13 protein-coding genes are annotated in these 14,157 nt (G+C 45.5%); 7 read left to right on the forward strand and 6 right to left on the reverse strand.

Translation table 11 applies throughout. From position 1 onward, the window contains the following. Positions 1–72: 72 nt before the first annotated feature. Positions 73–546: a hypothetical protein gene (locus JWG88_RS16110; protein ID WP_205234830.1), complete on the reverse strand. Its 474-nt coding sequence runs from the start codon at positions 544–546 to the stop codon at positions 73–75. Between the two features lie 426 nt (positions 547–972). Between JWG88_RS16110 and JWG88_RS16115 the strand changes: the two genes are divergently transcribed. After that, the gene (locus JWG88_RS16115; RefSeq protein WP_205234831.1) at positions 973–2,799 is read left to right on the forward strand and encodes an ABC transporter ATP-binding protein; all 1,827 of its coding nucleotides are present in this window, start codon (positions 973–975) and stop codon (positions 2,797–2,799) included. A gap of 577 nt (positions 2,800–3,376) precedes the next feature. Here JWG88_RS16115 and JWG88_RS16120 read toward each other — a convergent pair. Genes JWG88_RS16120 through JWG88_RS16140 form a run of 5 tightly spaced genes read right to left on the reverse strand, consistent with a single transcriptional unit; the run spans position 3,377 to position 6,307 of the window. Beyond that, positions 3,377–3,895 carry a signal peptidase I gene (locus JWG88_RS16120; RefSeq protein WP_337833138.1) on the reverse strand — a complete coding sequence of 173 codons (519 nt, stop codon included), beginning with the start codon at positions 3,893–3,895 and terminating at the stop codon, positions 3,377–3,379. Continuing rightward, positions 3,847–4,689: a hypothetical protein gene (locus tag JWG88_RS16125; RefSeq protein ID WP_205234833.1), complete on the reverse strand. Its 843-nt coding sequence runs from the start codon at positions 4,687–4,689 to the stop codon at positions 3,847–3,849. Before JWG88_RS16125 ends, JWG88_RS16120 begins: the two co-directional genes overlap by 49 nt. Further along, the gene (locus tag JWG88_RS16130) at positions 4,690–4,875 is read right to left on the reverse strand and encodes a hypothetical protein (RefSeq protein WP_205234834.1); all 186 of its coding nucleotides are present in this window, start codon (positions 4,873–4,875) and stop codon (positions 4,690–4,692) included. It lies immediately after the preceding gene. Then, positions 4,872–6,002 carry a radical SAM protein gene (locus JWG88_RS16135; RefSeq protein WP_205234835.1) on the reverse strand — a complete coding sequence of 377 codons (1,131 nt, stop codon included), beginning with the start codon at positions 6,000–6,002 and terminating at the stop codon, positions 4,872–4,874. The genes JWG88_RS16130 and JWG88_RS16135 overlap by 4 nt, the downstream gene beginning before the upstream one ends. An 8-nt stretch (positions 6,003–6,010) precedes the next feature. Then, positions 6,011–6,307 (reverse strand): PqqD family protein, encoded by a 297-nt coding sequence (locus JWG88_RS16140; RefSeq protein WP_205234836.1) that lies wholly within the window; start codon positions 6,305–6,307, stop codon positions 6,011–6,013. 574 nt (positions 6,308–6,881) lie between these two features. Between JWG88_RS16140 and JWG88_RS16145 the strand changes: the two genes are divergently transcribed. The 6 genes from JWG88_RS16145 (at position 6,882) to JWG88_RS16170 (ending at position 13,904) form a co-directional block, all read left to right on the forward strand. Continuing rightward, positions 6,882–8,168 carry a nucleotide sugar dehydrogenase gene (locus JWG88_RS16145; protein WP_205234837.1) on the forward strand — a complete coding sequence of 429 codons (1,287 nt, stop codon included), beginning with the start codon at positions 6,882–6,884 and terminating at the stop codon, positions 8,166–8,168. Between the two features lie 163 nt (positions 8,169–8,331). After that, complete coding sequence (locus JWG88_RS16150) at positions 8,332–9,681, forward strand: oligosaccharide flippase family protein (RefSeq protein ID WP_205234838.1); 1,350 nt, start codon at positions 8,332–8,334, stop codon at positions 9,679–9,681. A gap of 326 nt (positions 9,682–10,007) precedes the next feature. Continuing rightward, positions 10,008–10,574: an acyltransferase gene (locus JWG88_RS16155; protein WP_205234839.1), complete on the forward strand. Its 567-nt coding sequence runs from the start codon at positions 10,008–10,010 to the stop codon at positions 10,572–10,574. Further along, positions 10,574–11,683: a glycosyltransferase gene (locus JWG88_RS16160; protein WP_306793118.1), complete on the forward strand. Its 1,110-nt coding sequence runs from the start codon at positions 10,574–10,576 to the stop codon at positions 11,681–11,683. The genes JWG88_RS16155 and JWG88_RS16160 overlap by 1 nt, the downstream gene beginning before the upstream one ends. Next, a complete protein-coding gene (locus JWG88_RS16165) occupies positions 11,680–12,564 on the forward strand; it encodes a class I SAM-dependent methyltransferase (RefSeq protein WP_205234841.1) in 885 nt (294 codons plus the stop codon). The genes JWG88_RS16160 and JWG88_RS16165 overlap by 4 nt, the downstream gene beginning before the upstream one ends. 113 nt (positions 12,565–12,677) lie before the next feature. After that, positions 12,678–13,904 carry a glycosyltransferase gene (locus tag JWG88_RS16170; protein WP_205234842.1) on the forward strand — a complete coding sequence of 409 codons (1,227 nt, stop codon included), beginning with the start codon at positions 12,678–12,680 and terminating at the stop codon, positions 13,902–13,904. Positions 13,905–14,157: the final 253 nt, after the last annotated feature.

Below are 14,157 nucleotides of genomic sequence, written 5' to 3' on the forward strand. Positions count from 1 at the left end.
CTCATACGATATTCTTTTGTGGTTTCGGCAACGACCCCATCACACTGCAGAGATACTCTCCTTCCGACCTATCTAATAATTGACATTCGGCTCCAGGATAAAGACAACCCCCTGCACAGAGACCAGAAGCCGTCTGTCGTTGAGTCGGACGAATTCCTCGAATCCTTCAATATCGCAATTGGTCTTGATGACGCCGACAGTCGGCGACGTGTATTCCACATCGTCTTGATGGATGAACAGTTTTTTGGAAAAGTATGAAGCCGTATCGGCCTGGGATCTGGTGATAGTAATGGGAGAACAGGTGGTGCCGCCGAAGGTTAGGGAGGTATCGTCGATATTCAGTGGCCGCCCCTGGTAGGAAAGAATCTCGTCGTTGGTCATCTTTGCATCAGGCCCATGGATGAAACCGGTGACGTGCCACAGGGCTCGGGTCGTTACCCCGCCGCCGTCTGCGCTATTGCCCCCTCCAGCATGGCAAAGGGATAGCGGCTGCAGGCAGAACAGGACGGCTAGTACGCACCCTGCGATATTGAATGGAATAGGCATGGCTCTCCCCTGAGAAACCAAAGATTAGCTTATATTAGATGATAGGGGATCGCATTATAGCCATTCCTGACTTTTCCACAATTACCCATCCAATTAAATTTGAACAACCTATCCTATTTAAGCTGTCCTTTCAAGTATTTTTGACGGTTAAAACATGTTACACAACAGATTCAGTTTAAACATCATTCTTAGGCTCTTTCAACTCGAAACCAATTCCACCAATGATCGAGTCCAATTCCACGATCTTGCATTAATAGCTTGATTTCTTTTGTCGTCCATTAGTACTATCCGCTGCAGATGATGCAACACCGTCATTCCATCCGGGCAATGTGTTTTTTTATGTCGGTAAAGAAACAATTTCGAAGCCTACGTTATTTGTTCGAAATTTAAGTGCTCGATAAATTTAATAGCAGGCATATAACTGATATGCACAAACCTGCCTCCATTTCCAAAAGAATCAAAAACGCCCTGCGCATCGACCGCGCCTTTCTGCTGGTCTGGAAGGCCAGCCCCGGCTGGACCATTCTCTCTGTTTTCCTCACCGTTATCCAAGGCATCATTCCGCTTCTGACCCTCTATATCATGAAGCTGATCATCGACGCCATCACCCTGGCAGTGAAAACAGGCGATGCTTCAGCAAGTTACCAGCAAGTCGTCTTCCTTATTGTCGTCGCTGCTCTTGTCGCCATTTTCCAGTCCGCCCTCGGCCTGCTCAACGGTTATGTCTCTGAGGCGCAAGGTGCCGTGGTCACCGACTACGTTGCCACCACACTCCACCAAAAATCCATTGCCATCGATCTGGCCTATTACGAAAACCCCGAGTACTACGACACCCTCCATCGGGCCCAGCGGGAAGGGCCGTACCGCCCCACAAAGATAGTGAACGGACTTACCCAGACGCTGCAGAACGGAGTTTCCCTCATCGCCATGGTGGGCCTGCTGTTCATGTTCCATTGGGGAGTAGGCGTATTGTTGATCGTCTCGACCATGCCCGGTTTATTCGTTCAGATAATCCACTCCCGCAAGCACTTCGAATGGCAGAAAAAACGCACGGAAGAAGAACGGCGCGCCGGCTATTTCAGCAGTATTTTATCGTATAATTCATTCGCCAAGGAAATCCGACTGTTCGATCTCGGCGATTTCTTCAGCAACTCCTTCAACTCTCTCCGCGCTCTGCTGCGTCGAGAAAAACTGGAGCTCAGCCGAAAAAAGAGCATAGCTCAGTTTTTCGTCCAGCTTTTTTCTTCCGTCATCTTTATGGGATGTTTGATGCTGATCGCCATTCGCGCCATTAAGGGCGTGATCACCGTCGGTGATATGGTGATGTTCTATCAGGCTTTTCAGAGAGGTATCGGCTATCTCAAAGGGCTGCTTGCCAATATAGCGGCATTATATGAAGACAATATGTTCGTGGCCTATTTCTTTGAGTTCCTCGATATCAAAAACGAGATCACCGATCCCGAAAACCCGGTAAATGTCCCGGCAAAATTTGCCCGGGGAATATCATTTGATCACGTATCCTTTCGCTATCCGGGCGAACGGGAGGCAGTACTCAAGGATATCTCTTTTACCATCGGGGCAGGGGAGGTGGTGGCCCTGGTGGGCGCTAACGGGGCGGGGAAAAGCACACTGGTCAAACTTTTGTGCCGTCTCTATGATCCGCAGCAGGGTTCAATAAAGATGGAGGGTTTTGATCTTCCCCGATTTAAAATCAAGGAGCTGCGCAGGCAGATCAGCGTTGTCTTCCAGGACTATGCCCAGTATTTTCTAACAGTCAAAGAGAATATCCGGCTGGGAGACACCACCATTCCCGAAGATTCCGCCAAAATTCAGGAGGCGGCCGTAAAGGCCAATGCCGATTCCTTCATCAAAAAACTGCCTGATGGATATGACACCAATCTGGGACGCTGGTTTCAGACCGGCGAAGAACTCAGCATAGGAGAATGGCAGAAGATAGTCCTGGCCCGTGCCTTCCTCCGGGACTCCCAACTGATCATCCTCGATGAACCCACAAGTTCACTCGATGTTAATACCGAATACCATCTCTACATGAAATTCAGGGAACTGATTACCGGTCATTCCGCCTTGCTCATCAGCCACCGTTTTTCCACGGTCCGCATGGCAGATAGAATCATTGTCCTCGATGGCGGCAAAATAGCGGAAACAGGCACTCATAAAGAGCTTATCGCCCTCAAGGGAATTTATGCCGATATGTACACCAAACAGGCAGCCTGGCTGGATTCGCCAAATTAAACTGGAAACTCCCTTCTACGTTATACTCCCCTCTATAAGGATAAAAGTTTAGATCCTCTCAAAGCCACCAGCTATCCGGATACAGAGTAATACGCCAGTTGAATCCAGCCCGCAAGCCTACCAGTAGGTTGGCGCTGACGAAGGAAGCCCAACGTTTTGCTCGCAGCCATTCCAATGAGTTATTATATTCCTCAAACTCCGTTACACCGCCTGAACAAGAATGACGGTTCAAGTTAATACAGTAATAATTACTTATATTTCAGGACCTGACTCAACTGCTCCCGTTGATAAAGGCAAGAGCTATCTATTCTATCCTGACTAGACCGGTTTTTCTGTTCAACTAAGGGTCGCCATTTTCGGTATCCAAAGGGAAGCAAACTGCGAACGATGGAGGAGCATATAGATTTGCAAACCGAGATGATCGAAGAGGTAATAACCATACCTTTTGAAAAGGTGCTGGTGTGATAGGTTACTGGCAGCAGTGCAGCCAGCTAAAGATTTATTTGGGCAATTAATTACTTCAGCTATTAGTTTTGAGTGGCGATATAAGCGATCCACTGCTTGATTGTCTTGCTTGTCAAATAGTGATTAACAACAGTTTTCGTAATAACCCTAAAGCTCTCAAAAGAGAACGCCAAAAATAATAAATTCCATAACGTTTCAGGAAAAATTTCAAATAGAAGTACCTAGGATTACCCAAAGAATACCAGATATCATTGATCTGGTATGCAACAACTTTCCCCAGTATTTCGGATCGAGGAAAGCAAGAGTCAGGGTGAGGGACGTTATCCCCCCAGGTTTGAATGTATTGTCTGTTGTTTCTTCGAAATTTCAGTGCTACCCTGTGAAATATAGTTCCGATTCCTTCCTTTTTAAATAAAACGACATCCCCTAATCGAACCGCATCAGGAGTAATTGGTAAAATACGAACCATCGCTCCCTCCACAACTGTAGGAGCCATACTTGCACCCTTCGATCGTACTGTGACTCCATGGCCTTCAGCAAAAAAGGTTTTTATTAAGATTTCAAATTCAACACTTTGCAGTTTCAGAGCACACCCCTGATTGTATTTATTGCTGATTTTTCTGGAACGAATCCAAAATCGTAAATAGGAACTATTCGGATAATCTCATTAATAAGGTCAATGGCAGGAGGAATTGTTATTGGCAGCCAGTTAAAAAATCTCACATTTTTTAAAAGTCTTGCAGCTGCCCCTTGCGGAGTACATTTTTGCAATTCGTTTTTTGAAGAATGTCGAAGAAAAAAAATTGCCTTAATTGGACCAGACAATGGAGCTTTTCTCCCAAATGCGCCTGGCCATGGTGTTGCATATGCCCAGGGGGTGCTTTCATGTATTTTCACAAAAGGATTTTCTTCGGTAAGACAACTGAAACCAGATTCAGCGACTATTCGGCTAAGGGTAGTTTTTCCCGTTCCGCTATTACCTAAAAAGAGGACTGTATGACCATCTATAAATGAAAGTGAACCATGAAGCAACGCTCCTCCGTTTAGCGATAACCATCCCCAGAGAACGAATAGAACCCAAGGAGACCCCTCGAAAGGCTCAGGGAAAGGATATAAATTGCCGTGTATTTTCCAGGCATGGCAATAAGAGAACCCTTGTGCAGCTAAAAGCTGTCCTTCCCGACGACTGAACAAGAAACCGCCAGAAACCGGCAACACATTAGTAACTGATTTGCTATCTTTTATTAAACCTATTTCTTCGATATTTGGAAGAGTTGCACTATACAGCAGTTTAATTCGTGCTTTCTCTTTCGCCGAATCCTCGTTGCATAGAAAATGGTTGAAAGTGTCCGATAATAAAGGAACTTTTCCGTCAAAACAAAGACTGAGTCTTAAGCCAGCAACCTCAATTGTAATAGAGTCCAATTATTTTGCTGGGCAGTTACGTGTTCCCTCGGGATCAGTACACCCATAATTATCAGCGGAGGATGTACTTTGCCTTGAATCAGAGGGCGTTGAGCAAAGAGCCAGAACATCCTTGTCATGTTCTAATGTCACAACTTCCATATGAGGTGCTATCCATTTCTTCTTGCTCATTTTTTTCTCCATCATAATTCCTCATTTGTTTTTTGTTTCATTATCTCGGGCAGTTCGGATAATCTATCTAATAACCCCAGTGCCTTGGCGCGCTCCCAGCCCAATGTACAGTAAAACTCTGATGGTCCTGTTGGAGGAGATCCCTCCAGTACGGCCTTAGCAACACAATTCATACAAATATCCGCCAGGTCGCAAGACTGACAAGGACCAGGCTTCCAGTCAAAGGAGTCCAGCATCTTAGGAATCGCATTATACCAACCATCGTTGACAGACCCTGAACAAAGGTCGTATTTTATGCTATCAAATTGGAGGCAAGGGTGTAGCCCACCATAAGGATCAATGTGAAATAATCCTTTTCCTATTCCGCACCTAAAAGGCTTCTCTTCAGACTTACTCATAGGTTGCCAATGTTCAGCCCTTGCCATCATCTCAGCCCAGCGAGTTGGATCTTCTAATTCAAGTTTAACAATTTCTTTTGGTGAAAGAATTACAGACTCCGGATACATGCCACCTTGTTCGTAGCAGCCAACTAAGTCAGTTCCCCAACAAAAAAGATCGCAATATTGTAAAGAAATATCTTTTATCGCATGAAATTCATCTTTGTTAAGGCGCGAAAATGTACCTTTGACCTGTAGGTGTATCTTTCTTTGCTTCAGCAGCTCAAGCGCGGTCTTAACTTTATGAAACATTCCATCGTTTCCAGTCACTCGCTTATAAGTATCTTCACATGCACCATAAAGGGTAGTTGAAATTAATGTCGGGGTCCATTCTGCGAAGAAATCCGCCAGATCCTCATCAATTAAGGATGCATTGGTGAATAAGCTGGTTAAGTACCCTTTCTTTTTCGCTACAACCCAGAGCTCCCGAAAATTTTTATATAGTAGAGGTTCTCCTCCTGTGAAAGTAACAGAAATGACACCCATTTCAGCACATTCATCAAGAATGCGATCCCAATCATTAAGCGTTAATTCTTGCTTTTGGATTAAGGTGTTCTCGTGAAGACAACAATAGCAATGTTTACAGGAAAAATTACATCGTCTGGTTATTTCGATGGTCATACCTGGTGTGAATTTCTCGGTATTTTTAGCAATACGATTCACCAGCTTACCAAGACTAATTTCACTAATATGACATACACTCATAATCAGACTCAATTATCAATCAGATCAAGGAAATCTCTATCGAAAAATTCTTTTACTAAGGGACCAATATCTTGATAAATTTTTTGTTCGGGGGAGTTATATTCCTCATGAAGAGCGGCAGCAAGTTCTCTTAATGTTATAAAATTCTCCAACTTACTCCACAGTACCGATGCTGTCTCATTTAATACATACACTTTTTGTAAATCGGCACCAGTTTGATTAATCGGAACTAAAAATGTTTCTCCAGCAACTTGTCTCTCTACTATCGAATCTTTCCGCTTAAAGGGTACGTCAATATTTTTCATATTCAGTCAATAAATTATGTCCAGTTTTGTTATAAAAGAAAATACTTTTACAAGTAATTAGATTCTAATAATAATCTTTCCTATGTAGAATATATAATTGGATAAAAATCAAGAGAAAAAACAGAACTACGTCACTTTACTGCTCCACCGTCATAAGATTTCCCGATAATTAGATAATCAGCAATTAAAATTCAACCACGTCAACCACAACAAATCCAAATCCAACCCCCACCGTCAAAAAAAATCGCACAACCAACCCCTTAATAACTAACCCCTAAGATTTAATACAAAAACCCAATTTTTCTATTTACTCCATAATAAGGATAGTGTTTAATGCCCCAGACTCAGGGATTGGTTAGTGAATAAGAAGTACTTTTACGCAGTATCAGTAACGTCACCTGATACTTCTTCAGAACTTAATGAAGGATGTTTCATTTCATGATCCATCTTCCTTCTTTATTCTTACCAATGTTTTCCTTAATAAAGAGATACCGGTTGTTCCACATAATAACGATGGAATTAATCTGCTTCTCTATTTGTAAAAAAACAAACTAGATCTTTAAGATCCGCACTAATGTTAAAATCAACTATAGGTATCGTAGGCCTGGGCTATGTAGGACTCCCCCTTGCGGTAATCTTCGCCCAAAAATACAAAACCATCGGCTTCGATATCAAAGCCGAGGCCATAGAGAACTACAGGCAGGGCATCGACCACAACAACGAAGTGGATGCCGAGGGATTCAAGGCCGCTCGATACATCACCTATACCGCAGAGGCTCAAGATCTGCAGGCAGCGGATTTCATAATCATTGCAGTCCCAACCCCAATCGATGCCGCCAATCAGCCGGATCTCACCCCACTAATCAGTGCCTCAAAAATCGCCGGAGCAAACCTTAAAAAAGGCGCAACCGTCATCTATGAGTCCACCGTTTTTCCAGGTGCCACCGAAGATATCTGTGTCCCGATTCTGGAAGAAATGTCAGGACGAAAATGGAAGCAGGACTTTTTCGTCGGTTATTCTCCGGAACGCATTAACCCCGGTGACAAAGAACATACCCTGACCACCATTACCAAGGTGGTCTCCGGCGACACCCAGGAAACGCTGAAGAAAGTATCCCGACTCTACAGCTCCATAGTTAAGGCCGGTGTCTTTGAAGCAGCTTCAATCAAAGAAGCGGAAGCCGCAAAAGTTATCGAAAACACTCAGCGCGATCTCAATATCGCTTTGGTCAATGAACTCGCCATTATCTTTGACAAATTGGGCATTGATACTAAAAACGTTCTCGATGCCGCAGGCTCAAAATGGAACTTCCTACCCTTCAAACCCGGCCTGGTCGGCGGCCACTGCATAGGTGTTGATCCGTACTATCTCACCTGGAAGGCCGAATCCGTCGGCTACAATCCCCAGGTTATCCTCTCCGGCCGCAGAATAAACGATAATATGGGCAAATTCATCGCTGAGAAAACAGTGAAGATGATGCTTAACGGGGGAGTAGAGGTCAAAAACACCAAGGTGGGGATTTTAGGCCTCACGTTTAAAGAAAACTGTCCTGATCTACGCAATTCGAAAGTTATTGATATTATAGATGAGCTCAATTCTTATGGCGTGCAGACTATGGCGCACGATCCACTGGTATCTTCACAACAGGCATTTACATATGCAAATATCGAGCTTGCAGATTTCCAGGACTTCCATGATCTGGGAGCACTTATTATTGCAGTTCCCCACAGGCAGTATACGGAGTTGAATATAAAAGATTTTGTCAGGACCCTAAAACCCAACGGCTGCATTATCGATGTGAAATCAATGCTTGATCTGGAAGAGATTAAAAAACAAGAGTGCAATTTTTGGCGATTGTGAACTATGATGGCGGTTTACAGGGAAATACAGAACCTTGGCATTTTACCTTTTGGCCAGCCATCGAAAGTTTTAGAACTGCGATCAGACGGTTAGAATTAAACATAATACTCACAAGAGTCATGCAAAGACTTGCCCCAAGCTATTCTAGTGAGAGAAGTATATTATGATTCATCGAATCCGAATATACCTTACATCCACGGGGTTGGGCCCAGATATCGTGCGAGCCATGGTTGGTAGTGTGGGGATTCGCATCGTTGGAATGCTCTGTGCATTTTTGGTTGGTATACAACTTGCGCGTACCTTAGGTGCAGATGGTTATGGTGTTTATGGGTTAGCTTTGTCTATTCTTTCTATAGGAGCAATTCCCATGCAATTCGGCCTACCAGCATTATTGACACGGGAGGTCGCAGCTGCTGAAGTAAAAAATGATTGGCCAATAATACGTGGTGTATTACGTTGGTCAAACCGCACAGTACTAATGTTGTCATTTGTCACATCAATCGTGATCTTAACAGCTTTGCTCATCTTTAAGGACCAAATAGATAGTGAGTTGCAATATGCATTAATTGCTGGATTATTGTTAATGCCGCTTGTCGCATTGGGGAATCTGCGTGGAGCCGCACTACGTGGCTTGCGCCATATTGTGAAAGGGCAATTTCCTGACATTATCATCCGTCCAGCAATGTTTTCTTTGATGTTGCTTTTTGTACCAATTATTTTAACTCGAGGACTTAATCCAGTTAATGCAATGGTTGCACACTCCATTGCAGCAGTAATTTCATTTACAGTAGCGGGAGCTTTACTTCGGGTTGTTTTGCCAGCAGCTTGTAAAGATACTTTACCAGAAATTCGGGCAAAGCTGTGGTGGAAGAGTGCCATACCGATGGCATTGGCAGAAGGCTTACGGTTGTTGCAGGGTAATTTGTCTATTTTGCTTTTAGGGGTAATCTCCACAACTGCTATGGTGGGAGTTTTTCGAGTGGCAAGTTCCACGGCAATGCTTTTAATTGTTCCAGTCAGTCTAATCCATACAGTTTCTGCCACCTTTTTCTCACGTTTATATGCTGCTAAGGACTATCAGAGATTGCAACTCATGTTAAAATGGGTTTCTTTAGCAATGGTTTTAGGAGTTTTTGTGGTTACCCTACCTTTTCTTCTGGTTGGTGAGCAACTCCTTGCTTCAGTTTTTGGCGCTGAGTTTCTTTTGTCCAATACCCCTTTGCTCATACTTAGCGCTGGTAGTATGATTGGTTCTGCATTTGGAGCTAGCGTAACCTTGTTAAATATGACAAATCACGAGAAGCGGGTAACGCGGGCCTTTGGATTGTCCTTATTGATTTTGGGGGTGGGGGCACCGTTATGTATAATGTTGTGGGGCGCCGTAGGAGCAGCATTGGCCAACTCGATTGCATTTATTTCGTTTAGTGTGCTTACATGGTGGGATGTGCGGCATCTTTTGCATTTAGATACATCACTAATTGCATTCATTAGGCTAGATGCTCGTTACAAATAAACCAAGAATAAAAATGTAAATACCCCAAATTAAGACAGAGAGTAAACTCTGCTTTGGTTAAATTATGCTTAGCCTGAGTTATTACTCGGCCGCTTGAGGCGCTCAAAGTTAGTATTAATGGTTTGCTAAGATTTCTAATGCCTTTAGATGCCGTCCGCTTGTGGCGGGTGGTAAAAAAAAAGCAAGAGTCGTGGATCGCAGAGTCCATTCTAGCTTTTTGTATATGATCTGTTGTCTTAATATTTCAGTTAAATTTGAAAGCGTCTCTCGAAAAAAAGTACGCTTGAATCCGAAGAACGGAAAATAATCTGACCATTGGATAATAAATGATATTGATCGCTAAATTATTAAGAACAATTTCTAGTGCGATAGATATTTTTAGAACTAAGATTCTTATAAAATATTATAGTCTTAAATACCAGAATTGTGACCTTACTGGGACTAGGATTGGCCGTAGAGTAACTATCGTCTGCACAGATGATTCGAAATTGATTCTTAAAAATTGTTGTATTTCAAATGGGGTAACAATCAAGGCAGATCATGGTGGCTATGTCAAGGCATCAAATTGTTTTTTTGGGGAAAATAGTATCATCGTTGCATGTCGTTCGATTAAAATTGGTTCAGATTCACTACTTGCTGAAATGGTGGTGGTTCGAGATCAGAATCACCGATTTTCGAATTCAGGTAAACCATTGGCAGATCAAGGATTTGATAAGGCATCGATACATATTGGGTCTAACGTTTGGCTGGGAGCTAAAGTAACAGTCTTAGCTGGTTCAAACATAGGTGACGGGACAGTCATTGGCGCACATTCTCTAGTTAGGGGGGACATCCCTCATAATTGTCTCGCTGTAGGCACACCTGCTACTGTTAAAAAATATTTGCGCGTTTAATGAAGAAACTAGCTATTATACTCCCAGATTTACGAGGAGGGGGGGCAGAACGTTTGGCCGTGTATCTGGCGAATCACTGGGCTGCACGTGGCCACACCATCGAATTTGTCCTTATGCGGAAGGAAGGTGAGTTATTGTCCCTGGTGTCGCCAGCCATCCAGGTAGTTGGCTTTGAAGCCCGACGTATCAGAGGTGTGGCATTCCCGTTAGTCAAATATCTGAAGCGAAACAAACCCGATGTTATTTGGGCTGGGATGTGGCCTCTAACCTCTGCGGCAGTGATTTCTTGGCTGGCGGCCGGACGGCCTGGAAAGATATTCCTTATGGATCACAATCAGCTTAGCGTCTCGTGCCGACGAGAACTTAAAATCTCACTATGCCCTCTTAAGGCCCTGATGCGGATTACCTACCCATTTGCGACGGGTGTGATGGCGGTGTCAAGAGGCGTGGCAGATGATATTCGCCGCCTGGGTAATTTCTCAAAGGATCGGGTGAAGGTGATTTACAATCCTGCCGCTACAGGTATTTCATCTAAACGCGAACCACCAGAAGTCCGCACAAGATTATGGGGGGCTGGTTTTTCGCACCACATTTTGACTGTTGGATCGTTAAAGACGCAAAAAAACCATGAGTTGCTCATCCGTGCTTTTGTCAAAATTCCGCCAAGTTTGAATGCAAAACTCACAATTTTAGGAGAGGGCGAGCTTCGTCCAGTGCTTGCAAAGCTAATTGATGGTCTGGATATGCAAGATCGCGTGTCTTTACCTGGTTTTGCGATAGACCCCTATCCATGGTTCCGAAGTGCAGATTTGTTCGTTTTGTCCTCCAGTTGGGAAGGGTTGTCAAACGTGATTATCGAGGCGCTTGAGTGTGGTCTGCCTGTGGTGAGTACCGATTGTCCCAGTGGGCCAGCAGAGATACTCGAAAGCGGCCGTTACGGAAAACTTGTGCCTGTGGGTAATGCCGATGCCTTGGCTGAAGCCATGCTATCTAGCCTGAATGAAAAACACGACCGCCAGGCTTTGATCAATCGGGCCAAGGATTTCTCAGTAGAGAAGATCGCTGAGGAATACTTGGATTATTTTCGGGAATGTGGAGTCAAGGTATGAATGTGACAGTGCGGGCTTGCCCGATTTGCGGTGCAAAAAACTCGAAGGACCATGCATTCCCCTACGCCACCCGTTACAACGGGAGATTGTTTTGCTACTTGCACTGCGTATCCTGCAACAGTGTATTTGTTGACCCGATACCTGATGATGCGACTTTCGCTCGGATGTACGCAAAAGCTGAGTACCACGACTGCCACTATGAGGGAAAAGACGGCGGTGAATACACGGCGTCAGCGCAACTGCTCAAGCAATACCTGCCAGTGGGCGCATCCGTGCTGGACTATGGTTGTGGTGTTGGCGCTTTCTTACATGCGTTGAGCGAAGAGGGGTTTAATCCTTTCGGGGTGGAGTTTGACAAGGATGCCGCCGATTTTGCTGGTCAAAAAGCTGGCTGCGAGGCTGTGTCTGTTGACGACTTCCTGATACGCCCAGAAAAACCAATGTTTGATGCAATTCATTTTGGTGACGTGCTTGAACACCTGCCCGACCCGTCCGGCACTCTTGAGGAATTATTAGGCAACCTAAAACCTGGTGGCGTGCTATTTGTCGAAGGGCCGCTGGAGATCAACCCTAGTCCGGTTTACTGGGTTGCCCGTATCTTTGGCGCAATCAAACGAATAGTGCGGCCATCTTTTATCGCCGGCCATGAGCCTACCCACCTTTTTCGAACTGCTGCAAGTCAGCAAATGGCCTTCTTTTTTTATGTTGAACCAAACCTTAACTTGAAGTACTGGCAAATTTATGAGACCGGTTGGCCATATGCGAGCGGAGGTTTGATCAAACAATCTATTGCAAAACTAGCCAAAGTACTAGGCGGCAAGAGCCTCCAAGGTGCAACCTTTGGTAATCGGTTTCGTGGTGTATTTGTGCGACACACTTGACCTCATGGCTTGGTTTAACCTTCGCGAGTGCCATTCTAACTGAGAGTATAAAGTATGTGTAAAAATAATTATGAGTTTTGAGTCAGTATGTGGTCGAGAAGCTGGAGAAGTCAGTGTCTGAACGTCAGAGTGTGTTATATCTTTCCTATACAGGCATGCTCGAACCCCTGGGTCGTTCCCAGGTACTCAGCTACTTGTCCCGATTGTCCGATGATTACATCTTTACATTGGTGAGCTTCGAAAAGCCGGCTGACCTAGCCGACGAAAAGGCCGTTCGGAATCTGAAAGCGGAGTGCGTCGATCTTGGTATCGCCTGGAAGCCACAGACCTACCATCACCGCCCTCGTATGTTGGCTACGGCCTGGGATTTGTTAGTGCTGTTTTGGCAGACACTACGCCACTCCCGGCGCGGTAAGGTTAGGCTGGTTCATTGTCGTAGTTACATTCCGGGCCTTGCCGCGTGGCTCTGCGGCAAGGTGACCGGGAAACCGTTTGTTTTTGACATGCGGGCTCTTTGGCCGGAAGAGATGGTCACTGCCGGCAGGCTGGATGAAAAATCACTGACATACCGGGGACTCAAGTGGGTTGAGCGTCGCTTGCTGCGTAATGCAGCGAGTGTGGTCAGCCTGACGGAAGCGGCGGTTGAACACCTGCTAGATGAGTACCCGGAACTTCACCGGGACCGCTTCGAGGTGATCACCACCTGCGTTGACGTTGGACGTTTTACCCCCGCTCAGGTTGGCGCCGCTGTGCGTCCTTTGGCGGAACGACGCCCGTTCATCGTAGGTACCATGGGGACGTTGCTCAGCGGCTGGTTCTATCTGGATGCATACTTTACATTCTTCCGGGTAGTGAAGCAGCACCGGCCCGATGCCCGGGCGAGCATTGTCACCCGAGACGACCGTAAACAGGTGTTGGCCGCAGCCCGGTCTGCTGGCGTCCACCCCGATGACATCGATATCGTGTCGGCGTCACCGGGCGAGATGCCGGCGCTGCTGTCGAAAATGGACGTTGGTGTGATGTTTTTCGCACCTAAAATAGGGAGCGCGCCGACCCGCTTGGGCGAATCCCTTGCTGCAGGCGTGCAGGTTGTCGGCAATGTCGGGATTGGAGATTTGGCCCGGTTGATCGAGCGTTACAGGGTGGGTGTCGTGGTGGATAATGCTTATGACGTCGCACAGCTGGATGCTGCGGCCAGGGCATTGCTGGGACGATATGACGAAATTGTGGCATCCGGTGCCTGCCGCCATGCCGCAGAAGACTACTTCTCGGCTGACCAGGGCGCGAAAAGATACGCAGCCATCTATCGCCGGCTCGATCCCTTTGTTGTTGGAGGCTGAGGCATCATGAATAATGTCTTAACGTCAAAGCTGAAACCTGTGACGTGGCTGACTTGATTGAACGCTAAGATGTAGGGATGAAAACGCATGGCGGATCAACAGCGGAGCTTTGCCGTGTGGTTGACCAATTATTAACTTATGTAGAAACACGCACTCCCCTGAGAAATGCCGTGAGGCTGCAAAAGATTTTTTCTCAGCCGATAGCGGCGCTGGAAAATATAACAAGATATATAAGCAGCTTGAACAATGCAAG

Source organism: Desulfopila inferna (assembly GCF_016919005.1).
Lineage (GTDB): Bacteria > Desulfobacterota > Desulfobulbia > Desulfobulbales > Desulfocapsaceae > Desulfopila_A > Desulfopila_A inferna.

Coding starts and splice junctions, on each gene's coding strand:
- JWG88_RS16155 (WP_205234839.1), top strand. CDS start 10,008: ATGATATTGATCGCTAAATTATTAAGAACAATTTCTAGTGCGATAGAT.
- JWG88_RS16165 (WP_205234841.1), top strand. CDS start 11,680: ATGAATGTGACAGTGCGGGCTTGCCCGATTTGCGGTGCAAAAAACTCG.
- JWG88_RS16135 (WP_205234835.1), bottom strand. CDS start 6,002: ATGAGTGTATGTCATATTAGTGAAATTAGTCTTGGTAAGCTGGTGAAT.
- JWG88_RS16130 (WP_205234834.1), bottom strand. CDS start 4,875: ATGATGGAGAAAAAAATGAGCAAGAAGAAATGGATAGCACCTCATATG.
- JWG88_RS16110 (WP_205234830.1), bottom strand. CDS start 546: ATGCCTATTCCATTCAATATCGCAGGGTGCGTACTAGCCGTCCTGTTC.
- JWG88_RS16140 (WP_205234836.1), bottom strand. CDS start 6,307: ATGAAAAATATTGACGTACCCTTTAAGCGGAAAGATTCGATAGTAGAG.
- JWG88_RS16115 (WP_205234831.1), top strand. CDS start 973: ATGCACAAACCTGCCTCCATTTCCAAAAGAATCAAAAACGCCCTGCGC.
- JWG88_RS16160 (WP_306793118.1), top strand. CDS start 10,574: ATGAAGAAACTAGCTATTATACTCCCAGATTTACGAGGAGGGGGGGCA.
- JWG88_RS16150 (WP_205234838.1), top strand. CDS start 8,332: ATGATTCATCGAATCCGAATATACCTTACATCCACGGGGTTGGGCCCA.
- JWG88_RS16145 (WP_205234837.1), top strand. CDS start 6,882: ATGTTAAAATCAACTATAGGTATCGTAGGCCTGGGCTATGTAGGACTC.